The 22,203-nt window shown below is 70.9% G+C and carries 24 protein-coding genes and 1 tRNA gene; 13 read left to right on the top strand and 12 right to left on the bottom strand.

Going from position 1 to position 22,203, the window contains the following annotated elements:
• Positions 1-567 (top strand): transketolase C-terminal domain-containing protein (locus MFF13_RS22560; RefSeq protein WP_283205833.1); only part of this gene is annotated, 567 nt, incomplete at its 5' end.
• Between the two features lie 18 nt (positions 568-585).
• Here the strand turns inward: MFF13_RS22560 and MFF13_RS22555 are convergent.
• Entirely contained in the window at positions 586-2,433 is a 1,848-nt protein-coding gene (locus tag MFF13_RS22555) for a chloride channel protein (RefSeq protein WP_147829195.1), read from the bottom strand.
• A gap of 132 nt (positions 2,434-2,565) precedes the next feature.
• On the opposite strand from MFF13_RS22555, the gene MFF13_RS22550 reads away from it, so the two are divergent.
• Positions 2,566-2,642 (top strand) — tRNA-His (locus MFF13_RS22550).
• A 261-nt stretch (positions 2,643-2,903) separates the two neighbouring features.
• On the opposite strand, the gene MFF13_RS22545 is transcribed toward MFF13_RS22550, so the two are convergent.
• The 3 genes from MFF13_RS22545 to MFF13_RS22535 all read right to left on the bottom strand — a co-directional run bounded on the left by MFF13_RS22545 (position 2,904) and on the right by MFF13_RS22535 (position 6,912).
• Positions 2,904-3,950 (bottom strand): KpsF/GutQ family sugar-phosphate isomerase, encoded by a 1,047-nt coding sequence (locus tag MFF13_RS22545; RefSeq protein ID WP_147829197.1) that lies wholly within the window; start codon positions 3,948-3,950, stop codon positions 2,904-2,906.
• 153 nt (positions 3,951-4,103) lie between these two features.
• On the bottom strand, positions 4,104-5,519 hold the full coding sequence (locus MFF13_RS22540; protein WP_147829199.1) for a cytochrome P450: 1,416 nt from the start codon (positions 5,517-5,519) through the stop codon (positions 4,104-4,106).
• A 142-nt stretch (positions 5,520-5,661) separates the two neighbouring features.
• The gene (locus MFF13_RS22535; protein WP_147829201.1) at positions 5,662-6,912 is read right to left on the bottom strand and encodes a NupC/NupG family nucleoside CNT transporter; all 1,251 of its coding nucleotides are present in this window, start codon (positions 6,910-6,912) and stop codon (positions 5,662-5,664) included.
• A gap of 226 nt (positions 6,913-7,138) precedes the next feature.
• On the opposite strand from MFF13_RS22535, the gene MFF13_RS22530 reads away from it, so the two are divergent.
• From MFF13_RS22530 to MFF13_RS22520, 3 genes are all read left to right on the top strand, one after another.
• Positions 7,139-8,062 (top strand): alpha/beta hydrolase, encoded by a 924-nt coding sequence (locus MFF13_RS22530; RefSeq protein ID WP_238272979.1) that lies wholly within the window; start codon positions 7,139-7,141, stop codon positions 8,060-8,062.
• Positions 8,063-8,138: 76 nt separating this feature from the next.
• Positions 8,139-8,267, top strand: coding sequence for a TFIIS helical bundle-like domain containing protein (locus MFF13_RS22525; protein WP_147726177.1), 129 nt, complete (start codon positions 8,139-8,141; stop codon positions 8,265-8,267).
• A 43-nt stretch (positions 8,268-8,310) separates the two neighbouring features.
• The gene (locus MFF13_RS22520; protein WP_238272978.1) at positions 8,311-8,742 is read left to right on the top strand and encodes a CsbD family protein; all 432 of its coding nucleotides are present in this window, start codon (positions 8,311-8,313) and stop codon (positions 8,740-8,742) included.
• 77 nt (positions 8,743-8,819) lie between these two features.
• Here MFF13_RS22520 and MFF13_RS22515 read toward each other — a convergent pair whose 3' ends face one another.
• From MFF13_RS22515 to pdxY, 4 genes are all read right to left on the bottom strand, one after another.
• Entirely contained in the window at positions 8,820-9,605 is a 786-nt protein-coding gene (locus MFF13_RS22515; protein ID WP_147763226.1) for a 3-hydroxybutyrate dehydrogenase, read from the bottom strand.
• 84 nt (positions 9,606-9,689) lie between these two features.
• Positions 9,690-10,445: an NUDIX hydrolase gene (locus tag MFF13_RS22510; RefSeq protein ID WP_147829207.1), complete on the bottom strand. Its 756-nt coding sequence runs from the start codon at positions 10,443-10,445 to the stop codon at positions 9,690-9,692.
• A complete protein-coding gene (locus MFF13_RS22505) occupies positions 10,438-11,322 on the bottom strand; it encodes a PhzF family phenazine biosynthesis protein (protein ID WP_147829209.1) in 885 nt (294 codons plus the stop codon). The genes MFF13_RS22510 and MFF13_RS22505 overlap by 8 nt, the downstream gene beginning before the upstream one ends.
• A 20-nt stretch (positions 11,323-11,342) precedes the next feature.
• Positions 11,343-12,191, bottom strand: coding sequence for a pyridoxal kinase PdxY (gene pdxY / locus MFF13_RS22500; protein WP_238272977.1), 849 nt, complete (start codon positions 12,189-12,191; stop codon positions 11,343-11,345).
• A 105-nt stretch (positions 12,192-12,296) separates the two neighbouring features.
• Here pdxY and MFF13_RS22495 point away from each other — a divergent pair, with 105 nt between their 5' ends.
• From MFF13_RS22495 to MFF13_RS22470, 6 genes are all read left to right on the top strand, one after another.
• Positions 12,297-12,818, top strand: coding sequence for a DedA family protein (locus MFF13_RS22495; RefSeq protein WP_238272976.1), 522 nt, complete (start codon positions 12,297-12,299; stop codon positions 12,816-12,818).
• Positions 12,818-13,594 carry a cobalamin-binding protein gene (locus MFF13_RS22490; RefSeq protein ID WP_147829215.1) on the top strand — a complete coding sequence of 259 codons (777 nt, stop codon included), beginning with the start codon at positions 12,818-12,820 and terminating at the stop codon, positions 13,592-13,594. Before MFF13_RS22495 ends, MFF13_RS22490 begins: the two co-directional genes overlap by 1 nt.
• Before the next feature lie 83 nt (positions 13,595-13,677).
• Complete coding sequence (locus tag MFF13_RS22485; RefSeq protein ID WP_147829217.1) at positions 13,678-14,190, top strand: MmcB family DNA repair protein; 513 nt, start codon at positions 13,678-13,680, stop codon at positions 14,188-14,190.
• A 144-nt stretch (positions 14,191-14,334) separates the two neighbouring features.
• Complete coding sequence (locus tag MFF13_RS22480; protein ID WP_147829219.1) at positions 14,335-15,441, top strand: branched-chain amino acid ABC transporter substrate-binding protein; 1,107 nt, start codon at positions 14,335-14,337, stop codon at positions 15,439-15,441.
• A gap of 234 nt (positions 15,442-15,675) precedes the next feature.
• Positions 15,676-15,951, top strand: a complete 276-nt coding sequence (gene infA / locus MFF13_RS22475; protein ID WP_147025743.1) for a translation initiation factor IF-1 — start codon at positions 15,676-15,678, stop codon at positions 15,949-15,951.
• Positions 15,952-16,006: 55 nt separating this feature from the next.
• Positions 16,007-16,909 (top strand): DMT family transporter, encoded by a 903-nt coding sequence (locus tag MFF13_RS22470; RefSeq protein ID WP_246686166.1) that lies wholly within the window; start codon positions 16,007-16,009, stop codon positions 16,907-16,909.
• Positions 16,910-16,949: 40 nt separating this feature from the next.
• On the opposite strand, the gene MFF13_RS22465 is transcribed toward MFF13_RS22470, so the two are convergent.
• Entirely contained in the window at positions 16,950-17,252 is a 303-nt protein-coding gene (locus MFF13_RS22465) for a hypothetical protein (protein ID WP_147753009.1), read from the bottom strand.
• Between the two features lie 176 nt (positions 17,253-17,428).
• Positions 17,429-18,265, bottom strand: coding sequence for a class I SAM-dependent methyltransferase (locus MFF13_RS22460; RefSeq protein ID WP_238272975.1), 837 nt, complete (start codon positions 18,263-18,265; stop codon positions 17,429-17,431).
• Between the two features lie 41 nt (positions 18,266-18,306).
• Between MFF13_RS22460 and MFF13_RS22455 the strand changes: the two genes are divergently transcribed.
• On the top strand, positions 18,307-18,912 hold the full coding sequence (locus tag MFF13_RS22455) for a sulfite oxidase-like oxidoreductase (protein WP_147753008.1): 606 nt from the start codon (positions 18,307-18,309) through the stop codon (positions 18,910-18,912).
• Positions 18,913-18,940: 28 nt separating this feature from the next.
• On the top strand, positions 18,941-19,621 hold the full coding sequence (locus MFF13_RS22450) for an FAD-binding oxidoreductase (RefSeq protein ID WP_306422442.1): 681 nt from the start codon (positions 18,941-18,943) through the stop codon (positions 19,619-19,621).
• A gap of 39 nt (positions 19,622-19,660) precedes the next feature.
• Here MFF13_RS22450 and MFF13_RS22445 read toward each other — a convergent pair whose 3' ends face one another.
• Both MFF13_RS22445 and MFF13_RS22440 read right to left on the bottom strand, forming a co-directional pair.
• Entirely contained in the window at positions 19,661-20,623 is a 963-nt protein-coding gene (locus MFF13_RS22445; protein WP_238272974.1) for a phytanoyl-CoA dioxygenase family protein, read from the bottom strand.
• A gap of 368 nt (positions 20,624-20,991) precedes the next feature.
• A complete protein-coding gene (locus tag MFF13_RS22440) occupies positions 20,992-22,095 on the bottom strand; it encodes a calcium:cation antiporter (protein ID WP_147829225.1) in 1,104 nt (367 codons plus the stop codon).
• Positions 22,096-22,203: the final 108 nt, after the last annotated feature.

The following is a 22,203-nucleotide window of genomic DNA, read 5'->3' as shown; positions in this document are numbered from 1 at the left end:
GTGGCGACCTGCCACGCGCACGATTCCGGCCCGATCGCGCTGCGCTACCCGCGCGGCGAAGGCGTGGGCGTCGAGATGCCGGAGGTCGGCGTCCCGCTGGCGATCGGGCGCGGCCGGATCGTGACGCGGCCGGAGAACGCGCGGGTGGCGCTGCTCTCGCTCGGCACGCGCCTGGGCGAGGCGCTGAAGGCGGCCGAGACGCTGTCGGCGGCGGGCATCGCGGTGACGGTGGCGGACGCGCGCTTCGCCAAGCCGCTCGACGAAGCGCTGATCCTGGATCTCGCGGCCAGCCACGAGGTGCTGATCACCCTGGAGGAGGGCTCGCGCGGTGGGTTCGGGGCGATGGTGCTGCACCTGCTCACCGAGCGCGGGGTGCTGGACGCGATGCGGCTGCGGGTGCGCACTATGACGCTGCCGGACGCCTACCAGGACCACGACAGCCCCGACAAGATGTACGCCGAAGCCGGCCTCGACGCCGCCAGCATCGTCAAAAAGGTCGAGGAAATCCTGCCCGAGCGGAAGGCGCGGCCGAGCAACGTCGTCAGCGTCGGTCGCCGCCCGCGCTGAGCGCCGGCCGACCGACGCTCAGTCCGCCTCGCCCTGCATCGCCCGGCGCTGGCGGTCGAGCTCATCGCTGTAGCGCTTCAGCGTGTGGCTCTCGGTGAGCATGCCGATCACCCGCCGGTCGTCAAGCGTGTCGACGACCGCCAGGGCCTCGCTCTCGGTGCGATCGAAGGCCGCGGACGCCTCCTTGGCGTTGAGTTCCGGCGTCAGCACGTCGTCCGAGTGATGCAGCACCTCGGCGAGCGTCGCCGGCCTGCCGGCCTCGTCGCGCGCCGCGGCGTGGGCCTCGGGCACCAGGACGATGCCGGCATAGCGCCCGGCTTCATCGACGACGATCACGCGCGAGGGCGAGCCGAGCGGGTGGGCGCGCAGGAAGGTCGCCATCGGCGTGTCGAGGGGGATGGTGCGCACGTCCTTGCGCATCAGCCGGCCCACCGTGAGGCTGCGGATCCATCCGACATCGTGGGCGCTGCGGATGCTCTCGCCGCGTAGGTGGAAGCGCCACGTCGCGAAGGAATAGCCGAAAGTCTTCCGCACGGTGAGCGAGGAGGCGATCACCGCGACCAGGACGAGGCCGGTGATCGGCAGGCTGCCGGTCACCTCCAGCGCCAGGAACGTCATGGTGAGCGGGCCGCCGATGACGGCCACCGCGAGCGCGCTCATGCCGATGACCGCGTAGGCGAGCGGCGTCAACCCGAAGGCGGCGAGCCCCGGGATCACCTCGGGCGCGACCGTCGCGAACAGCTTGCCCGCGAGCGCCCCGAGGAACAGCGAGGCGAAGAACAGGCCGCCGCGGAACCCCGACCCGATCGAGATCGCCGAGGCCGTCGCCTTGCCGACGAACAGCAGCGCGAGCGCCACCGTGCCGTAGCCTTCGGCGCCGTCCGCAAAATGCACGTGCAGGGCGCCGTGGCCGCCGGACAGGACCTGCGGGCCGATCGCGAGGGCGAGCGCCCCGACGCAGAGCCCTCCGAGCGCGGGTCCTGCCGCCCGCGGGATGCGCGTCGCCGCCACCCCCTGCTCCACCAGCGTGACCCCGCGCATGATCAGGATGCCGAGGCCGGCGCAGAGCAGGCCGAGGACCAGGCTCGGCAGGGTGTCGGCGCCCGTCACCGCCGCCGTCGTCACCGCCTGCACGTTATCGAGGGCGACGAGGGGCTGGGCCGCGACCAGGCCGCGCGAGACCAGGCTGCCGCAGAGCGCGGCGACCATCACCGGCGTCAGCGTCGCGATCGAGTAGGTGCCGATGATCAGCTCGAAGGCGTAGAACGCCCCAGTCAGCGGCGCGCCGAAGGCGGCGGCGATGGCGGCGGCCGAGCCGCAGCCGACCAGCGTGCGCAAGTCGTTGCGCCGCATCTCGAAGGCGATGCCGAGGCGCGAGGCCAGCCCGCCGCAGATCTGCGTGTAGCCGGCCTCCAGCCCAACCGAGGCGCCGCTTCCGTTCGAGATCACGTTCTGAACCGCGACGTAGAGGCTGTCGCGCAGCGACATCCGGCCGCCATGCAGGGCGTTGGCCTCGATCGGATCGATCACCGGCCGCCTGCGCCGTCCGCGGACCGCGCTGGCGGCAAGGATCACGAGGCCGAGCAGGATGCCGCCGAGGCAGGGGCCGAGCAGCAGAGCCAGCGGCGTCACGCCGTCGGCCGCGCTCAGGCGGGTGCCGTGCGGCAGGCGGTACAACGTCTCGCGAAGGGCTTGCGTCGCGACGGTCATGCCCGCGACCGCCGCGCCGGCGACGCATCCCGTCACCCCCGCGAGCACCACCAGGCCGACTTCGCTCCGGCGGACGAGGACGCGGAGCCGGCCGGGCGCCTGGACCACGGTGGCGCGCCCCCAACGGCGCCGCGGGGGTTCGGCGGTCTGGCTCATCGTAGGGCGGGCTTGGAACGACGGGTCACCCCCGATCCTTTAGGACGTCGGTCCGCCCGTCGTCCACAGACGGATGCGCGTTCTCCAACCCGCTTGAAATGCCGACGCCGCCACGATACACCCCGCCGCAGTGCCGCCGTAGCTCAGTTGGTTAGAGCGCTAGATTGTGGATCTAGAGGTCCCCCGTTCGAGCCGGGGCGGTGGTACCATCGAATTTTCGGGTGGTCGAAGGGGTTGGCGGATCGCCAGCCCCTTTTTCTTTTCGGGCCCACGGGGCATGACCGGACGCCCTCATGGGACTCGTCCGCCCGTAGGGCTCCCGTTCGACCGGAGAAGGCTTTCGCGTTCTATGGCGGCACCGCGCTCCAGAACTTCGGCGCCGTTAGCATCTGGATGCGGGTGGAGCTCTACGGCGCGTTATAGCGCCGCCTCGGGCTGACCCCGGACATCCGCGAAGGGTCGCGAGCCGATCAGACCACGCCGGCCCGGAGCAGGTCGTGGATGTGGAGGATGCCGGCGGGGCGGCCGTCCTCGACCACGAAGATCGCGGTGATGCGCTTGCGGTTCATCACCTCAAGGGCGGCACTCGCCAGGAGGTCGGCCTCCACCACGACGGGGGCGGCGGTCATCACCTGCTGCACGGTGGTGTCGAGGATCGCGGGTCCCATGTGGCGGCGCAGGTCGCCGTCGGTGACGATGCCTATCAGGCGCGCATCCGCGTCGATTACGCCGACGCAGCCGTAGCGGCGCCGGGTGATCTCGATCAGTACGTCGGACATGACCATGTCGTCGGGCACAAGCGGGACCTCGTCGCCGGTGTGCATGAGCTGGCGCACGGTCTTCAGGCGCGCCGCGAGGGTACCGCCCGGATGCAGGGTCTTGAAGCGCGCCGAAGTGAAGCCGCGGCTCTCGACCAGGGCCACCGCCAGCGCGTCGCCGAGCGCCAGCTGGATCAGGCTCGAGGTGGTGGGGGCGAGGTCGTGCGGGCAGGATTCGCGGACCTTCGGCAGGGCCAGCAGCACGTCCGCCGCGCGGCCGAGGGTGCTGTCGGCGTTGCAGGTGATCGCGATCAACGGAATCGAGAAGCGCCGGGAGAAGCTAACGAGGTCGCCGAGTTCCACCGTCTCACCCGACCAGGACAGGGCGACGATCACGTCGTCGGGGGCGATCATGCCGAGGTCGCCGTGGCTCGCCTCGGTGGGATGGACGAAGAAAGCGTGCGTGCCGGTCGAGGCCAGCGTCGCGGCGAGCTTGCGGCCGACATGGCCGCTCTTGCCGATACCGCAGACGATGACGCGGCCCTTCACCGACACGATGGTCTCAACCGCACGCTCGAAGGCGGCGCCGAGGTCGCCCTCCAGAAGGCCGATCACCTCGTCGAGGGCCGACATGCCGAGGCGGAGGCTGCGCACCGCGATGGCGCGGCTGTCGCCCTCCCCCGCGGCGACCGCGTGCAGGCGGGGCGCAGACGGCTTCGCGGGCTTCTGCGCGATCGGGAACGCGGTCACGTGCGACATGGGGCATCCGCAAAGGATCCCGGCATCGAGAACGCGCGCCGGGCTGGCTGAAACGGCATCTTGCCCGTTTGGCGGGCGTCGCCGAGGCATAGGTTCCGGCCGTGGTTTAAATGTGACGGCGTGATGTCGCAGAGCGCCTGTCGCGAAGCCGGCTCAGCGCGGCACCAGCGTGAAGTCGGGCGCATGCTCGGGCTGGGTCGTCACCACCGCCGCCGGCAGGACAGGCTTGGTGTCGGCGAGGCAGATCCGGAAGCGGCCGACGATGCGGGCGAGCGCGAGCACCGCCTCGGTCAGGGCGAAGTGCGCGCCGATGCAGACCCGAGGGCCGACGCCGAACGGGAGGTAGGCATAGCGCGGGATCGTCGGCGCCCCGGGCAGGAACCGGCCCGGGTCGAAGGCGTGCGGGTCGTCCCAGAGGCGGTTGTGCCGGTGCAGCACCCACGGTGAGATCATCACGATGTCGCCGGCCGCGATCTCCACGCCGGCGACGCTGTCGGCCTGCAGCGCCCGCCGGACGATGACGAAGGCCGGCGGGTAGAGCCGCATCGTCTCGTCGATCACTGCGCGGGTCAGCGGCAGCCGCCCGTCCTGAGCGCAGCCGGCCGGGGCGGTGAGGTCGGCGCCCTGCGCCTCGCGCGCCACCTGCTCCTGCAGGTCGGGCGCGAGAGCGAGGAGGTAGGCCGCCCAGAACAGCAGCACGGCGGTGGTCTCGTGGCCGGCGAGGATCATCGTCGCGACTTGGTCGCGGACCTCGGCATAGGTGAAGGCCGCCCCGCTCTCCGGGCTGCGGGCCGCCATCATCAGGTCGAGCAGGTCGCGGTTCGTGCGCGGCGTCGCGTCGGCAGCCCGCGCTTCGATGATTTGGCTGAGGAAGGGGGTCCAGCGCTTCCGGAATCGCGCCCGCGGGAAGTCGAGGGGCGCGCGCCAGGTCGGCGGCATCACGATGTCGAGGAGGTGGGGCCGGCCGAGCCGCTCGGAATACTCGGCGATGAAGCCGCGAAGCGCGTCGCCGTGCCGGTCCATCGCCACCGAGAACATGCTGCGCCCGGCGATCTCCAGCGCCAGCCTGTGCAGGCTCGAAAACAGCGCGACGGGTCCGCGCGCGGCGGCGACCTCGAGGTCCACGATCGCGTCGCCGATCGCTTGGTCGATCAGCGGCACCAGCCCGTCGATCGCCTTCGGCGTGAACGCCGGCGCGAGCGAGCGCCGCTGGTGGCGCCAGGGGGTGCCTTCGCTGATCAGCAATCCGTCGCCGAGGATGGGACGGAGGATGCGGACGGAGCCGGCGGTGCGGGCGTAGTTCGCCTGGTTGTCGACGAGCACGCGCCGGATCGCATCAGGATCGCTCAAGGTGAAGCTCGACCGCCCGAGCAGGCTGCGGCGGGTGATCGGCTCCTCGTAGGCTTGGCGCGGCCAGCCGACGAGGGCGTTGGTTCGCAGCGCCCCGAGATAGGAGAGGATCGGAGGCTCGCGCTCCGGCGGAACCCGGAACGGCGGCACGATCCGCGGCGTCGCGGGGCGCGAGCCTGCGGAGTCCTTCGTCGCCGTTGGGTCGAGAGCCGCCGTCATGTCCGTCCTCTACCGACCGGGTCGCAGCCTGTCGCGCCGCCCCGTCGCAATCCGCCCCGCGGGGAAAACCGGTGCGAGAGCCCCTGCGATGCGGCGCCCTTCTACACGCTTGCGCGGAACGGCGTGAGGCCGACGATCCGCCTCAGCCGGCGATGAAGAGGCCCGCGATGGCGGCACTCGTGAGGTTCGACAGGGTGCCGGCCAGGATGGCACGCAGGCCGTAGCGGGCGATCTCGGAGCGGCGCTCGGGCACGAGGCTCGAGAAGCTCGCGAGCTGGATCGCGATGGACGACAGGTTGGCGAAGCCGCAGAGCGCGAAGCAGACGATCGCTTGGCTCCGCGGATCGAGGACGCCGCCCTTCAGGGCGGGCGAGATGTTGGCGTAGGCGAAGAACTCGTTGAACGCGAGCTTCTGGCCGATGGCGCCGCCGACCAACGTCGCGTGCTCCCACGGCACGCCGAGCAGCCACGCGAGTGGCGCGAGCGCGGCGCCGAGGATGGATTGGATCGAGGCCGCCGGATATCCGGCGAGCCCGCCGACATAGCCGACGAGGCCGTCGGCCAGAGCGATCAGGCCGACGAAGGCGATCAGCATCGCGCCGACGGCGACCGCGACCGCGAGGCCCTTCTGCGTCCCGTCGGCGGCGGCCTCGATCAGGTTCGCCGCCCGGGTCTCCCCGAAGGTGACGCGGGTCGTCGCGATCCGCGTCGGCTCGGTCGAGGGCATCAGCAGCTTGGCGTAGAGCAGGCCGCCGGGGATCGCCATCAGCGAGGCGGCCAGCAGGTAGGTCATCGGCACGCCGAGCGCCGCGTAGCCGGCCAGGATCGAGCCCGCGGTGGAGGCGGCGCCGCTCGTCATCACCGCGAACAGCTCGGCCCCGGTGAGCAGCGCCAGGAACGGCCGCAACGCCACCGCGATCTCGCTCTGGCCGATGGCGATGGTGATCACCGCCGAGAACGACTCGATCGGGCTGGTGCCGACCACGCGGCGCAAGCCCTCGCCGACGATCCGGGCGGCGGCCTGCATGATCCCGAGGTGATAGAGCACGCCGATGAGTGCCGAGACGTAGAGGATCTGCGGCAGCACCCGCAGAGCGAGGATGAAGCCGCTACCGCCGAACAGCTCGAACATCCGTGGCTCAACGAGGCCACCAAAGAGGAACGCGGTGCCGCGGTCGCCGTAGCCGAGCACGGTCTGGACGAAGCCCGCCGCCGCCGCGAGCCCCGCTTGGCCCGCGGGCACGAACAGCACGAGGGCGCCGAGCCCGGCCTGGAGACCGAGCGCGGCCAGCACCACGCGCGGGCGGATCGCCCGACGGTTCGTGGAGAACAGGACGGCGACGGCGAGCAACAGCACGATGCTGAGGCCGGCATGCAGGAGGCGATCGGACATCGGTCCCTTGAAAGCGCGTTGGCTCGACGAAGATCATGGAAGCTTCGCGCCAAGCGCTCGCCGACGCCACCGCCCAAAAGGCGTTTGACCGCCGGTGATGCGCGAATGCGGCGCTCGGCGACGCCGGAGCCTGTTCATGGCGCCGGGGCGAACCTAACCTGCTCGGCCAAAGGCACGGCCGGCACGCTCGTGCGAACCTCACCGACGACCTGGAGCGGACGACAACATGGCGAGCCTGCGCGCGCATCTCGCGTCCTACATGGTCAGGCGCAACGTCCGGAACCGGCTCGGGGCGATGGACGACGTGGCAAAGATCCGCGCCGTGTTCGGCGGCCGGACGTTCCCCGACCCGGCCGGCGCGACCTACGAGGCCGGCACGGTCGGCGGCATTCCGGGCGAATGGGTCAGGCCGGCCCGTGCGAAGGGGCCGGAGCGGCGGCTGCTCTACCTGCACGGCGGCGGCTTCGTCGCCTGCTCGCCGAAATCCCACCGCCCGGTGACGGGCGCGCTGGCCGAACGCGGCTTCACCATCTTCGCCCCCGACTACCGGCTCGCGCCGGAGCATCCGTTTCCGGCCGCCACCGAGGACGCTTGCGCGGCCTGGAACGCCTTCGCGGCGCACGGGTCGGCTTCGATCGCAGGCGATTCTGCCGGCGGCAACCTCGCTTTGGTGGCGATGCTCTCGGCCCGCGACCGGGGGCTACCGTTGCCGACGGCCGCGGCCCTGTTCTCGCCCGTCACCGACTTCCTCGCCCGCGACGGTTCGCGCGTCAGCAATGCGCAGCGCGACGCGATGTTCGACCCGCGGGCGATGCTCAACCTCGGGCCGCTGTATCTCGGCGGCGCCGACCCGGGCGACCCGCGGATCTCGCCGCTCTTCGCGGACCTCGCCGGCCTGCCACCGCTGCTGTTCCATGTCGGCGAGCGCGAGGTGCTGCGCGACGACTCCGTGCGGATGGCCGAGAAGGCGCGCGCGGTCGGCGTCACCGTCTCGATCACGGTGTTCCCCGTGGTCAGCCACGTCTGGCAGTTCGCCCACAGCATGCTGCCGGAGGCGCGCGCGTCGCTGGACGGTGCGGCGGAGTTTTTGCGCGCCGCCGCTGAGGTCGTTCCGGCCGGCTTCGCTCCGCGGCAACGGGCTCGCGCATGACGGAACGCGGTGCGGCGATCGGCCGTTGAGGAGGCAAGCTGCGCCGTCGGTCGGCGCCAACCTCGCGGAGAGAGCCATGAGCCTGATCGGACGCATCGTCACCAAGCTTCTCGGGAACGAGGACCGCCAGGTGGTCCGAGACGACCGCAACGCGAGCTCGGCCTCGCCGATCGGCCGCCTCGTCACGAAGATTCTGGGCAAGTAGTCGCCCGCACCGAACCAGCACAACGAACGCGTAGGAGGTGACCATGGTGGATACGGATCGCATCGTCGGCGGTGCCAAGGAACTCGGCGGCAAGATCCAGGGGGCGGCCGGCGACTTCGTCGGGTCGAACCGCGACTCCGCCGAGGGGCGCCTGCGCGAGGCGCAAGGGCGCGCGCAGGACGCCTACGGACAGGCGAAGGACACCGCGCGCAACGTGGCCGACGAGGCCGGCGACCGCGCGCAGGACGCCTACGGCCAGGCCAAGGATGCCTACGGCCAGGCTCGCAGCAAGATCCGCGATGTCGCCGACAACGTCACGGACTACGCCGCAGATGCTTACGATCGTCGCGGCGACTACCTGCGCGACGGCCGCGAGGCGGTGTCTTCGCGGGTCGAGGAGAACCCGCTAGTGGCGCTGCTGATCGCAGGCGCCGTCGGCTACGGCCTGGCCCTGCTGCTCCACGGGCGTCGCTGACGCCGAGGCGTCTCGAAAGCGGGGCGCGACCTCGAAACACCCCGGCGGACCTGTCCGGCGGGGTGTTCTCGTTTGGCCTATTGCGCGGTCCAGCCGCCATCCATCGAGATGTTGGTGCCCGTGATCTGGCTCGCCGCGTCCGAGCACAAGAACAGGGCGAGCGCAGCCACCTGATCGACGGTGACGAACTCTTTCGTCGGCTGCGCCTTGAGCAGCACCTCGTCGATCACCTGCTCCTTGCTGAGCCCGCGCGCCTTCATCGTATCGGGGATCTGCGCCTCGACCAGCGGCGTCCAGACGTAGCCGGGCGAGATGCAGTTGACCGTGATCTTGTGCGTCGCGAGTTCCAGCGCCGCGGTCTTCGTCAGGCCGGCGATGCCGTGCTTGGCCGCGACGTAGGCCGACTTGTAGGGCGAGGCGACCAGCGAGTGCGCCGAGGCGGTGTTGACGATCCGTCCCCAGCCGCGCGCCTTCATCCCCGGGATCGCCGCCTGCATCGCGTAGAAGGCCGAGGACAGGTTGATCGCGATGATCTGCTCCCACTTCGCGCCGGGAAACTCCTCGATCGCCGAGACGAACTGGATGCCGGCATTGTTGACGAGCACGTCGACCGAGCCGAACTTTTCCTCCGCCTCGCGCACCATGTCGCCGATCTCGGACGGCTTCGACATGTCGGCGGCCGAATAGTGTGCCCGCACGCCGAACTCGGACTCGATCGCGGCCCGCGCCGCCTCGATCGCGTCGGCCTCCCCGAAGCCGTTCAGCACCACGTTCGCCCCGTCGCGCGCCAACGCGCGGGCGATGCCGAGCCCGATCCCGCTGGTCGAGCCGGTGACGAGCGCGGTTCTGGATATCAGGGTCATGCGGGGCTCCGGGATGGCGGCTGGATGTCGCGAAAGCCTGCCCGATGCACCGCCGGTTGTCGACGCATCCAGGTCACGGACCGGTCAGGGCGTCACATCGGCGGCGCCCGTCTCGGCCTCGAACGCGCTGGCGAGGTAGGCGCGCACGAACCCCGGCATCGCACCGTCGAGGTCGTCGGCGCCGCGAACGGTCACGATGCCGGAGAGTTCCGGCTCGTCCTCGCGCAAGGCGTAGAGTTCCATGCGCTCGACGAGGGCTGCGGCCGGCTCGGTGAAGCGCACGGGGCGCAGGAAGGCGAGCTGCCCCTCGCCGCGCAGGCACACCCATTCCTCGGTCGCGGCGTCCGGCACCCGCAGGCCGGTCTCCTCAAGAAGCTCGCGCGCGGCGCTGCCGGAGAAGTCGACGGACTCTCCGCGCACGTCGTCCAGGTCCGGCGTGCCGCAGGGGAAGTAGATCTGCCCGGCGTTGGCGGTGTGCGGGCCCATCCGCCCGAGCAGCACCGCACCGTCGGCGCTCCATGGCACGATCGCCGCGAAGGCGTTGGCGACGTGCCCGTCCGGCGAGCCGCCGTCGCGATAGGCCAGGAACCGCGAATACGGCGTCTTGAACAGGTCGAGGCGGCAGGTGTCGTCGTCGATCGCGCAGCCGCAGGCGACGAGCACCGGCCCGTCGAAAAGGGCGGGCTGCGCCGCGCGGCGGCGCCTCCAATTGTCGTCGATGCGCGCGGCGTTGTCGCGCGCCCAGGCCCAATCGTAGGTCACCAGCCGCGCTTCGAGCCGCGCGAGGCGGACGACCTCGAAGCCGTAGGGCCGCGGATCCGGCGTCGGGCGGTCAGACATGCAGCAGTCCTTCCGAGACGATCAGCGCCGCACCGCCGATCTCGACCGAACGCAGCGCGCCGGCCTCGATGACGAGCTGCAACGCGATCTCGCTCGGGCGGCCCATCGCGACCCCTTGCGTGATCGCCACGTCGTGGGTGCCGTCGCCAAGGGTCTCGAACTGCATCAGCACGCCGGCGAAGGCCGCCGCCGCGGAACCCGTCGCCGGGTCTTCGGGAACGCCGAGCGCCGGCGCGAACATCCGGGCTTGGAACGCCCGTGCGCCGCCCGCCTCGTCCGGCGCGTAGAGGAAGAAGCCGTCCTGCGAGCCCGCAAGCGTACCCGGCTGTGCTGCGTCGAGGCGGGCGCGCGACGCCACCGGGACGAAGGTGAAGCTCGGGCCCACGCCGTGCCGGCTCGGACGATACCGGCCGAAGCCGACGTCTTGCGCCGTCAGCCCGAATGCCGCGGCGAGTTCGGCGGCCTCCGCGGCGTCGCCGAGGGACTCGGGCAGGATCGGGAGTTTGAAGCGGGCGCGACCCTCACCGTCGCCGACCTCGACGACGCAGGGGATCGTGCCGACCGTCTCCTCTAGGCCGAACGCGACGGCGTCGGCGGTCCCGGCATTCTCCGCGCGCAGGGCCAGCAGCACGGCGGTGCCGATCGTCGGATGCCCGGCGAAGGGTAGCTCGCGGGCCGGCGTGAAGATGCGCAGCCTTGCCAGGTGCCGCGGGTCGTCCGGAGGCATCACGAACACCGTTTCGGACAAGTTGAATTCGCGGGCGATGGCCTGCATCGCCGCCGTGTCGAGCCCGCCGGCGTCGAGCACGACGGCGAGCGGGTTGCCGGCGAGCGCCTGCGTCGTGAACACGTCGAGGGTGACGAAGCGGCGTGGCATCGCAGTTCCTTCCTTCTCGCTCAGACCGTCTCGACCGGGAACGTCTCGGTCGGCGCGACGAACTCGTCCTGCGCCGCCACCGTCAGGATCTCGCGCGAGCCTTCGGCGAGGGTTCGCCGCAGGATCCCGTGGACCGAGGCCGCGGCCATCCCGAGCGCGAGCGCCGCCGAGCGCGTGCGGGCGTAGTGCACGAGGAACAAGGCGGCGATGCAGTCGCCCGCCCCGTTGACCGACAGGTCGAGGCGGTGCGTGCGCACCCGCCAGAACGTGCCGCCTTCGCCGGCCAGCATATCGATGGCGTCGGCCGGCGTGGCATCGGTGGCGAGCGAGGTCACCAGCACCACCCGCGGGCCGCGGGCCTGCAGCGCGGCGACGGCGCGCTTGGCGTCGGCGAGGGTGCTGCTGGTCAGGCCGGTGAGCAGGTCGAGCTCGAACTGGTTCGGCGTCAGGATGTCGGCGGCGGGCACCGCGCGGTCGGCCATGAACTCGGCGATGCCGGAGCGGACGTAGACGCCGCGGCCGGTGTCGCCGATCACTGGGTCGCAGGCGTAGAGCGCGCGCGGGTTCTCCGCCCGCACCGCCGCGACCGCGCCAAGGATCGCGGTCCCGATGTCGGCCGAGCCCATGTAGCCGGAAAGCACGCCGTCGCAGGACCCGAGCACCCCGCGCTCGCGGATGCCGGCCACGAGGTCCTCCACCGCCGGCCCGTCGAACACCCGGCCACGCCAGGCGCCGTATCCGGTGTGGTTGGAGAACTGCACTGTGTGGATCGGCCAGACCTCGACCCCGAGCCGCTGCATCGGAAACACCGCGGAGGCGTTGCCGACATGGCCGTAGGCGACGTGCGACTGGATCGACAGGATGTTCATCGCGATGTCTCCCCGCGGCTCTTCCGCGCGCATCGGTCCCGCGGCGTGTTACCGGCTTTCGGCACCGCGCGCACCCGGCGCGGCTCACCCTGGAAAAGACAGGTCATGGACTTCGAATCGCTGCGTGCCTCCGCCCTCGCCTTCGTCGAGGCGCATCGCGCCTGGACACCGCTGATCGTCGGGGTGCTCGCCTTCTGCGAATCGATCGCCTTCCTGTCGCTGCTGGTGCCGGCCACCGTGATCCTGGTCGGGATCGGGGCGATGGTCGGCGCGGCCGACATCCCGTTCTGGCCGGTGGTGGCCGCCGCGGCTTTGGGTTCGGCGCTCGGCGACTGGCTGTCCTACGAGTTCGGCCGGTACTACGGCGAGGGCGCCAAGCGGCTTTGGCCGATGCGGCGCTACCCGGAGATGGTCGCCAAGGGCGAGGTCTTCCTCAAGCGCTGGGGCGCGGCCGCGGTGGCGGTCGGGCGGTTCTTCGGGCCGGCCCGCGCGGTGGTGCCGCTGATCGCCGGGATGTTCGGCGTCGCCCGGCTGCCGTTCCAGCTGGCCAACGTGCTCTCGGCGATCGTCTGGGCCTTCGTGCTCCTGGCGCCGGGCGCCGGCCTGCTCGCGTGGTTTCAGCGCTGATGCGGCGGTTCCCGCCCGAGCGCATCGTCTGTCTCACCGAGGAGACCGTCGAGACGCTGTACCTACTCGGCCAGGACCACCGCATCGTCGGTGTCTCGGGGTACGCGGTGCGCCTGCCGCAGGTCCGGCGGGAGAAGCCGCGGGTGTCGGCCTTCACCAGCGCGGACCTGCCGAAGATCCTGGCGCTCGAGCCCGACCTCGTCCTCGCCTTCTCCGACCTGCAGGCGGCCATCGCCGCCGACCTCGCCCGCGCCGGCGTCGCCGTACACCTGTTCAACCAGCGCGACGTGGCCGGCTGCCTCGCGATGATCCGCACGGTCGGCGCGCTCGTCGGCGTGCCGGACCGTGCGGAGGCCCTGGCGCAGGGCTACGCCGACGACCTCGCGCGGGTGGCCGCCGAGGTCGCCGGTCGGCCGCGGCCGCGGGTCTACTTCGAGGAGTGGGACGCGCCGATGATCTCCGGCATCGGCTGGGTCTCCGAGCTGGTCGGCATCGCCGGCGGCGACGACGTGTTTCCCGAGCACGCCCGGATGGCCGCAGCCAAGGACCGGATCGTCGGGCCGGAAGCGGTGATCGCTGCGGCGCCCGACGTGATCCTCGCCTCTTGGTGCGGCAAGAAGGTCAACGTCGCGCGGATCGCGGAGCGGCCGGGATGGGCGGCGATCCCGGCGGTGCGGGACGGGCGCATCCACGAGATCAAGTCGCCGCTGATCCTGCAGCCCGGGCCGGCGGCGTTCACCGACGGGTTCGCCGCGATCCGCGCCGCGCTCGCGTGATCTCCCGCCGCAGGTGACAAGGCGAGTCAGGCCTTGGCAAGATGCCACGTCCCGATTCGGCACAGGCCGCCACACGAGAGACGATGCCGTCAGCCCTCGCCCACGCTCTCCCGGCCCAAGCCGCGCCCGATCTGGTCCTGCCGCCCGACCGGCGCCAGTCGCCGACGGCGCTGAAGATCCAGCGCGGCGTCCGCCGTCTATTCTCCGAGATGGGGTGCGCCACCCTGCCCGAGTTCTCCCTGGTCAACGGCCGGCGGGCCGACGTGATCGCACTCTGCGGTGCCGGGAGACTGACCATCGTCGAGATCAAGTCGAGCGTCGCCGACTTCCGCGCAGACCGGAAATGGCCCGACTACCGCGACTTCTGCGACCGGTTCTTCTTCGCGATCCCCGACACGGTGCCGGAATCCCTGATCCCCGAGGAATGCGGCCTGATCGTCGCCGACGCCTTCGGCGGGCTGGTGGTCCGCGAGGCGCCCGAGCACCCGCTCTCCGGCCCGCGCCGCAAGGCGGTGACGCTGCGCTTCGCCCACAGCGCCGCCCGCGTGCTGCACGGCCTCGCCGACCCGGGCGCGATCCGCGACGGGGCGCTTTGACGGCTGGGCCGACGGGGACCGGAGGCCGTCGAACGAATTGTCGATCGATCAGGCTGCTCGGTGCTACGCTTTCGCAGCGTGACGGGGGCGACTAAGCTCGCGGGCGGGATCGCGGTCCCCGACCGTCACCGGGAAATGGTTTCGATGCGCGCCTTGATCGGGATCGTCACAGCACTCCTCCTCGCGGGGCCGGCCGCGGCGCAGACCGTCGTCCGGATCGGTCTTTCGGCGCCGCTCACCGGGCCGGATGCGGCCTTCGGCCAGGGCATGCGGCTCGCGGCCGAACAGGCGATCGCCGACCTGAATCGCGCCACCGGCACGTCCGGCCGCAAGCTGGCGCTGGTCGTGGCCGACGATGCCGGCGAGGCCAAGCAGGGCGCCGTGGTCGCCCGGCGGTTCGCGGCGGACGGCATCCGCCTCGTGGTCGGCGCTCTCGAATCCTCGGTCGCGGCCGCGGTGGCGCCGCTCTACGAGGATGCGGGTGTCGTCCTGGTGACGCCGGGCGCGTCCTGGGCTGCGCTGACGCAGCGTGGCTATGGGAACATCTTCCGTGTCGCCCCTGGCGACGCGCAGCAGGGCGCGGCGGCCGGCCGTTATCTCCTCGTGCACGAGCCCGGGCGGCGGATCGGCGTCGTTCACGACCGCACCACCTTCGGACGCGATCTCGCAGACGCGGTTTCGCGCACGCTGAAGGCGGGTGGCGACCCGGAGGTGGCGTTCGAGAGCCTGCCGCGCGGCAGCCGCGATGCCACGGAACTGGTAACGACCCTGAAGGCGGCCCGCGTCGAGGCGGTGTATTTCGGCGGCCTAGCTCCGGAAGCGGCGACCCTGCTGCGCGCGATGCGGGATGCCGGCCTCGGCGCCCGCATGGTGGCGAGCGACGGCATCCTCGACCGCGATTTCGCGAGCCTCGCGGCGACCGCTGGCGAGGGCACGGTGATGACCGTTCCCGTCGAACCGGTCCGCTTGCCCGAGGCGAAAGGTCGGCCGCCGCGCACCGCGGAGGCCGATGCGGTCGCCGGCCCGACCTATGCGGCGGTGGAGGTGCTGGCGCAGGCGCTCGACCGCGCGAAATCGCAGGACTCGCGCAGGGTCGCTGCGGCCTTGCGAGGCGCGCCCTTCCGCACGATCCAGGGCGAGGTCGCCTTCGATGCGCAGGGCGACCTGCGCGAGGGGGCCGTGTCGCTGCGGGCGTGGAAGCGCACGCCGGACGGGCGGCTCGACTATGCCGGCAACGAGGTCGCGCCGTAGAATCGGTCGTTCCGCGGAGAAATCGTGCAGGAACGATGCTTTTTATGTCGACGCCGTCGCGACGACGTTGCGGCAAAGCTTGCCTGCATGGCGGCGGCCCCCTACATCGTGCCGACGCTCGACGGCGTGGCGCCTCCGGATACGGACCCGCCGCCGCGGCGGACATCGAATTGCCGTGACGAACGATCGTGCGCCGGAACGCCTGCTTCCAGACGGTCCGACTGGAGAGGGTGAATGGCGAAAGAAGAATTGATGCAGTTCGACGGTCTCGTTCTCGAGATCTTGCCGGATGCGCGCTACCGGGTACAGCTGGACCAGGGCCACGAGATCGTCGCCTACACCGCCGGCAAGATGAAGAAGAACCGCATCAAGACGCTGGCCGGCGACCGCGTCACCGTCGAGATGTCGCCTTATGACCTGGAGAAGGGCCGCCTCGTGTTCCGGCACAAGGACGAGCGCTCCGCCGGCCCCCGTCCGCCGGTGCGCGGCGGTCAGTTCCGCCGCCGCTGAGCGGCCGCCGATTCCCGCGCCCGTCCGGACCGCTGCTGCCTACCCGCTCCTGACGTTGACTGCCCTGCTCTGGGCGGGCAACGCCGTCGCGGGCCGGTGGGCGCCGGGCCATGTCTCGCCCCAGGCGATCACCTCGCTGCGCTGGGGCGTGGTCTGCGTCGTTCTGGGGCTGCTCGCCCGCAGGCGCATCGCCGCCGACTGGTCGGGCATCCGCGGTCACTGGCGGCTCGTGTTGCTGATGGGCGGCCTCGGCTACACCGCGTTCAACAGCCTGTTCTACGCTGCCGGGACCTACACCAGCGCGATCAATCTCGCCCTGTTCCAGGGCTCGATCCCCGTGCTGGTGATCCTGCTGAACTACGCCCTGTATCGCACCGCGGTCACGCCCGGCCAGGTGGTCGGCGTGCTCGTCACCCTCGTCGGCGCGACGGTGGCGGCGACGCACGGCGACTGGCACGTGCTCGCGACCCTCGACTTCAACCGCGGCGACGTGCTCGTCTTCATCGCCTGCCTGCTCTACGCCGGCTACACCCTCGCCCTGCCGCATCGCCCGGCGATTTCCGGGCTGACGTTCTTCGCGGCGATGGCGCTGATGGCCTTCCTTACCTCCCTGCCGCTCCTGGCGGTCGAGGCGGCGGCCGGTCGGCTGATCTGGCCGGGGGCGCAGGGCTGGGCGATCGTGGTGTTCGTCGCGCTCGGGCCGTCGCTCGCCGCGCAACTGTTCTTCATGCGCGGCGTCGAGCTGATCGGGCCGAACAGGGCCGGCCTCTTCGTCAACCTCGTGCCGATCTTCGGCGCAGGCCTCGCCGTGCTGGTTGTCGGCGAGCCGTTCGGGATCAACGAGGCCCTGGCGCTCGCCCTGGTGCTCGGAGGCATCTTCTGCGCGGAACGCCTCGGGCGCGGCGCGCCGCCGGCCATCGCCGAGCCGGCGGCGCCGCGAGACCGTCGCACGCCCTGATCGCGGCCGGCGGGATCGCCGGCCACGGGGATCAGTCGGCTTATTCGCAGACCCGGACGCGGCGGACGAACACGTCGCCATAGGCGTCGACCGAGCGGCGGCGCTCGAAATGGCAGACGGGGCCGTAATCTTCCTCGACATAGACCGGGCGCGGCGCGCGGTAGACCGGCTGGCCGGGGTAGTAGCCGTTCTGCGAGGACGCGATGGCGCCGCCGACGGCGAGGCCGCCGAGCACGCCCAGCGCGGCCGCACCGCCGGCGCCGATGCCGTCGCGGGCTTGCGCCCCCGGCGCGACTGCCACGAGGCTCCCTGCGACGAGAGCAACGGAAAGATATCGGATCATGGTTCGTCCCCTCTGGGTCTGTCGTGGCCGCAATGTCCGGCCAGGTCGTAAACGAAATGCGAATGCCCCGGGCTTCGCCGCCTGCCACGAAGATCACATTCGTGTTGGGCCTCGGATCGTTCGATAGAACAAACTTGCTTTGAGGCAAATCTTCGGCGCGCGCCCTCGGCCACCACTCACACCCGCGCGAGGCGCAGCGACAGCGGCCAGCGCACGGTGCGAAGCTGGCCGCCCGGCCCCCATGATGCCGCGAGCGCTTCATGGAAAGCGTCGACGGCCCCGCGACCGATCGCCTTCTCCAGCCCACGCAGGGCCGACCACGTCTCGACGTAACCGATCAGGTCGGCAAGAGACCACGCCACCGTGATCGCGAGGTCCGGTGCGGCGATTTCCGCGAACGGGAAGGGCAGCGATTGGTAGCCGTCCTCGACGTGTCGGCGCTCGGGCGGCCAGTACGGCCCGACCACGTCGTCGTAGAAGTGTCGGACCGCTCCATCTGGTTCGCCCTCGACGTGCAGGATGCCGTAGCTGACCAGCGCCAGCACCGCGCCCGGCCGGGCGATGCGGCGGACCTCGTCGTAGAACGCGGCAAGGTCGAGCCAGTGGGCCGCCTGCGCTACGGTGATCAGGTCGGCGCTCGATGTCGCCAACTCGCTCCGCTCGGCCGGCGCGGTGCGGTACGTGACACGGGGATGCGGCGTCGCGTTCGCGATCTGCGCGGCGCTGGCATCGGTGGCGACGACGTCGCCGAAATGCGCGGCGAGCTGCGTCGAGAGCTGCCCGGTGCCGCAGGCGGCGTCGAACGCCAGCCCACGTCCGGGCGCGGCCTCGGCGAGGAACGCCGCGAGGCCCGCCGGATAGGTCGGCCGGTGGGCCGCGTAGGCGGCCGCCTGCGACGAGAAGTGGTCCTTGAACGCCGGGTCCATCGTCGCCGCCTCGTCGTCGCCTGTCGCGGGATCAGGGTAGCCCTGCCAGCGGTTTCGAAGAAGCCGCCGCTTGACGGCGCCGGTCATTCCGGCTGCAACCGGGCCGAACCGCAACGGAAGGGACCGAGATGGCGACACGAGGCTTCGTCGGCCGGCGCAGTCCGGAGGAGACGCAGAAGCGGCTTCCGCCGGGACAGCACCGCGTCGAGGATTTCCCGATCCTCCAGATCGGGCCGAACCCGACGATCGACCTTGCGACGTGGCGCTTCACCCTTCGCGAGGGCGCCAAGCCGCTGAAGTCCTGGAGCTGGGACGAATTCCAGGCGCTTCCGCGCACCGCCTGGCAGGGCGACATCCACTGCGTCACCAAATGGTCGAAGTTCGACACCGGTTGGGAGGGCGTGAGCTTCGACGACCTGCTTGCCGACGCCCGCATCGCGGCGCCGACGGATTTCCTGCTCGCCGAGGGCTACGACGACTATTCCACCAACGTCCCCGTCGCCGACCTCGCCGGCGGGCGCGCGATGATCGCGACGCATTACGAGGGGGCGCCGATCGAGCCGGACCACGGCGGTCCGGCCCGCTTGTTCGTGCCGCACCTCTACCTGTGGAAGAGCGCGAAATGGCTGAAGGGCCTGCGCTTTACCAAGAAGGACGAGGCCGGCTTCTGGGAGATGCGCGGCTACCACATGTACGGCGACCCTTGGCGCGAGCAGCGCTACACCAGTGATTGAGGTGCCCGACTTCCGCTGGCGACAGGCCTTGATCACGGCGATCGCGCCGGTCACCGCGCGGGTGAAGAGCTTTCGCCTGCGCACCGAGATCGCCGACGCCTACAGGCCGGGCCAGCATGTCGACGTGCGCCTCACCGCCGAGGACGGCTACCGTGCGCAGCGCAGCTACTCGATCGCCTCGGCGCCGGACGGCTCGGGAACGATCGAGCTGATGATCGAGGGATTGGAGGGCGGCGAGGTCTCGGGCTTCTTCCACGAGATCGCCGAGGTCGGCGACGCGATCGAGCTGCGCGGGCCGATCGGCGGCGCGTTCTCGTGGGGGCCGGCCGACGGCGGGCCGCTGCTGCTCGTCGGCGGTGGCTCCGGCGTGGTGCCGCTCCTAGCCATGCTGCGCCACCGGGGGGCGGTGGCACCGGAGATCCCGGCTCTTCTGCTCTACTCGGCGCGGACCCGCGGCGATGCGATCGCGCTCGACGAGATCGAGGCGCGCGCCGGCACCGAGCCGGGCCTGTCGCTGATCTTCACCGCGACCCGCTCGGGCGGACGGCGGATCGATGCGGCGACGGTGGCGGAAGCGCTCACGACGCTCGGCCACCCGACCCGCGTCTTCATCTGCGGCGCCACGCCGTTCGTGGGCACGGCCGCGACGCTGCTGGTCGAGGCCGGCGTCGCCCCGGGGCTGATCCGCACCGAGCGGTTCGGCGGTTAGCAGTTCGCTCTACAGATTCTCTCGACGCGACGCCGGGCGTCAGGACCGCCTGATCTGCTTGCGCCGCTTGATGTCGGGGCTCGAGGCGCCGCAGGTCGGCAGGCTCTCCACCGACCCGTGGACCGCGGACGTGGTCGCCGAGAGGTCGTGGTAGCAGACGCAGCCTTCGGCGAAATAGTGGTGCACGAGCGCCTTGCGCGACCGGGTGACGTCGTTGCGCGGCGAGCCCCCGTGCAGGAGGTTCGCGTGCCAGAACAGCACGTCGCCCTTGCGCGCGATGAAGCGCCGGGGCGCGATGCCATGCTCGGCGATCGTGTGCTTGATCGCCGGCTCGTAGCGCTCTGCGTAGGCCGCGTAGCCCCTTTCGCGGAAGTCGTCGGTCGAGATGCCGACGTCGTGGCTGAACACGTAAGGCAGGCGATGGCTGCCGGGATAGTAGACCAGCGGCCCCGAATCGTCGTGGATGTCCTCCATCGCGACCCAGCAGGCGGCGAGGTAGCCGAGCGGGTAGGTCGTCATGTGGATCGAATCCGAATGTTCGGATTGCTGGCTCCCCTTGTGGGAGGCGATGGTCTGGAACGGGATCGCCCGGCGCCCCAGCACCATGCTGCTGAAGTTGAACAGCACCGGGTGCTCGAGCAGCGTATCGAGCTCCTCGACCTTGAGGTGCGGGTTGAGGTAGCGGCCGGGATGGGGGTCGTCGTCGGCAGCCTTCTCCGGCGCGAGCGTGATCTCGCCCTGCGCGATGGCGGCTTCGTAGGCGGCCCAGGCGACGTCGATCGTGTCCGGATCCACCGCGCCGCGGGCGACGTAATACCCGTTCTCGGCCCAGAACCGGCACATCTCGGCCTGCTTCGGTGTCAGCTCGCCCCGATCGAGGCGCCGCGCGATCGTCTCGGTGGCGTCCGGCCGGTCGAGCCAGGGCGAAGGCCCGGATTCGGGAAAGTTCTCCGAGCGGAACACCTTGATGCAGCCGATGTCGACAGGGACGTCGGCGTCCACGACGTTGGGCGCTCCGGGCCGCGAGACGGGAAGGTGCACCGGCGGCTCGCTTCCGAGCGTGTCGCTCCGTCCACCGGCTAAGCCTCGGGCCGCGTTCGCCCAGGTCCGAACCTTGCCCGCTACGCTCGCACGCGTCATCGATCCGCTCCGCCCACCGCGCCGATATCAGAGGCTATCGATTTCGACATTGGATTTGGGTGATACTGAGGCCGTCGACCCAAGGCCGTTTGCAATGTCCGCGCCTGCGCGGGTCGGCTTGGACCGGTACGGCCGAAGCCGACCCTTGCCGTGATGTCTTCGATAGTCTCAAGGCCTGGCCCCGTGAAATCCAAGGGATTTCGGCGTTAGGCTGCAGCAGACGGCAAGGCTCACGGGCTGAAGATCAGCACCAGGTAGACGAAGAACACGATCAGGTGCACCGCCCCCTCCAGCACCGTGGTCCGCAGGCCCGAGAAGGTCAGCGTGCTGAGGATCAGGGTCACCGCGAGCAGCGTCATCTCGGTCGGCTTGAGGCCGAGCACCACCGTCTGGCCGGTGATCAGGCCGACCGCGAGCACCGCCGGCACGGTCAGGCCGATGGTCGAAGTCGCCGCACCGAGACACAGGTTGATCGCGCGTTGCAGCTCGTTGCGGGCGACGGCCTTCAGCGCCGAAATCGCCTCGGGCGTGAACACGATCGCCGCGATCAGCACGCCCGACAGCGCGGACGGCGCGCCCAGCGCCGCGATGCCGTGGTCGAGGATCGTCGCGAGGCTCTTGGAGAGCAAGACGATCGGCAGGATGTTGGCGACGAGCAGCACCGTGTGCCGGACGATGCTGCCGGCCGGCGCCTTGGTGCGTCGCTCCGGCTCCGCGACGGACCGGCTGCCTTCCGCGCCGGAACCATCTTGGAAGAAGTCGCTGTGCCGCCCGGTCTGGATCAGGAGGAACACCGCGTAGAGCGCCAGGGTGAAGCCCGAGAACGTCACCGCCTGCAGCGTGGTCAAGGTGCCGTCGCGGGTCGAGGTGGTGAAGTTCGGGATGATCAGCGCCAGGGTCGAGAGCGGGATGATCACCGACAGGAAGGCCGACGCCCCTTGCAGGTTGTAGCTCTGCTGGTGGTGCCGCAGGCCGCCGACCAGGAGCCCGAGGCCGACGACCCCGTTGAGGACGATCATCAGCACCGCGAACATCGTGTCGCGACCGAGGGTCGGCGCGTCCTTCGCGCCGAGCATCACCGCTGAGACGAGCGCCACCTCGATCACGACGATGGAGAGCGTCAGCACCAGGGTGCCCAGCGGCTCGCCCAGGATGTCGGCCAGCTCCTCCGCCTCATGCACCACACCGAAGGCACACCAGAAGATCGCGACGAGCAGCCACGCGAACAGGGCGAGGGCGAAGATCGGCGACGCCAGATCGCCGAGCCACGCCTTACCGAACCACGCGAAGGCGCCAACCGTCGTCCACGCCACCGCCAACCGCGCCGTTCCCATCGATCGTCCGATCCATCCACCCCTGCGACGATGCTTAGGCGATCGGGATGGATTGCGCACACGCAACCGCCCCATGCGGGCCGGGACGTGGCGGAAACGCCGGGAAGC

Source organism: Methylobacterium cerastii (assembly GCF_022179125.1).
GTDB classification, from domain to species: Bacteria; Pseudomonadota; Alphaproteobacteria; order Rhizobiales; family Beijerinckiaceae; genus Methylobacterium; species Methylobacterium cerastii.
Note: the sequence above shows the minus strand (reverse complement) of the source record. Positions and strands in the feature narration are given on the sequence as shown.

Excerpts from the sequence above, each read along its gene's own strand:
- MFF13_RS22555 (WP_147829195.1), bottom strand. The coding sequence starts at position 2,433 with ATGAGCCAGACCGCCGAACCCCCGCGGCGCCGTTGGGGGCGCGCCACC.
- MFF13_RS22545 (WP_147829197.1), bottom strand. The coding sequence starts at position 3,950 with ATGTCGCACGTGACCGCGTTCCCGATCGCGCAGAAGCCCGCGAAGCCG.
- MFF13_RS22540 (WP_147829199.1), bottom strand. The coding sequence starts at position 5,519 with ATGACGGCGGCTCTCGACCCAACGGCGACGAAGGACTCCGCAGGCTCG.
- MFF13_RS22535 (WP_147829201.1), bottom strand. The coding sequence starts at position 6,912 with ATGTCCGATCGCCTCCTGCATGCCGGCCTCAGCATCGTGCTGTTGCTC.
- MFF13_RS22530 (WP_238272979.1), top strand. The coding sequence starts at position 7,139 with ATGGCGAGCCTGCGCGCGCATCTCGCGTCCTACATGGTCAGGCGCAAC.
- MFF13_RS22525 (WP_147726177.1), top strand. The coding sequence starts at position 8,139 with ATGAGCCTGATCGGACGCATCGTCACCAAGCTTCTCGGGAACGAGGAC.
- MFF13_RS22520 (WP_238272978.1), top strand. The coding sequence starts at position 8,311 with ATGGTGGATACGGATCGCATCGTCGGCGGTGCCAAGGAACTCGGCGGC.
- MFF13_RS22515 (WP_147763226.1), bottom strand. The coding sequence starts at position 9,605 with ATGACCCTGATATCCAGAACCGCGCTCGTCACCGGCTCGACCAGCGGG.
- MFF13_RS22510 (WP_147829207.1), bottom strand. The coding sequence starts at position 10,445 with ATGTCTGACCGCCCGACGCCGGATCCGCGGCCCTACGGCTTCGAGGTC.
- MFF13_RS22505 (WP_147829209.1), bottom strand. The coding sequence starts at position 11,322 with ATGCCACGCCGCTTCGTCACCCTCGACGTGTTCACGACGCAGGCGCTC.
- pdxY (WP_238272977.1), bottom strand. The coding sequence starts at position 12,191 with ATGAACATCCTGTCGATCCAGTCGCACGTCGCCTACGGCCATGTCGGC.
- MFF13_RS22495 (WP_238272976.1), top strand. The coding sequence starts at position 12,297 with ATGGACTTCGAATCGCTGCGTGCCTCCGCCCTCGCCTTCGTCGAGGCG.
- MFF13_RS22490 (WP_147829215.1), top strand. The coding sequence starts at position 12,818 with ATGCGGCGGTTCCCGCCCGAGCGCATCGTCTGTCTCACCGAGGAGACC.
- MFF13_RS22485 (WP_147829217.1), top strand. The coding sequence starts at position 13,678 with ATGCCGTCAGCCCTCGCCCACGCTCTCCCGGCCCAAGCCGCGCCCGAT.
- MFF13_RS22480 (WP_147829219.1), top strand. The coding sequence starts at position 14,335 with ATGCGCGCCTTGATCGGGATCGTCACAGCACTCCTCCTCGCGGGGCCG.
- infA (WP_147025743.1), top strand. The coding sequence starts at position 15,676 with ATGGCGAAAGAAGAATTGATGCAGTTCGACGGTCTCGTTCTCGAGATC.
- MFF13_RS22465 (WP_147753009.1), bottom strand. The coding sequence starts at position 17,252 with ATGATCCGATATCTTTCCGTTGCTCTCGTCGCAGGGAGCCTCGTGGCA.
- MFF13_RS22460 (WP_238272975.1), bottom strand. The coding sequence starts at position 18,265 with ATGACCGGCGCCGTCAAGCGGCGGCTTCTTCGAAACCGCTGGCAGGGC.
- MFF13_RS22455 (WP_147753008.1), top strand. The coding sequence starts at position 18,307 with ATGGCGACACGAGGCTTCGTCGGCCGGCGCAGTCCGGAGGAGACGCAG.
- MFF13_RS22440 (WP_147829225.1), bottom strand. The coding sequence starts at position 22,095 with ATGGGAACGGCGCGGTTGGCGGTGGCGTGGACGACGGTTGGCGCCTTC.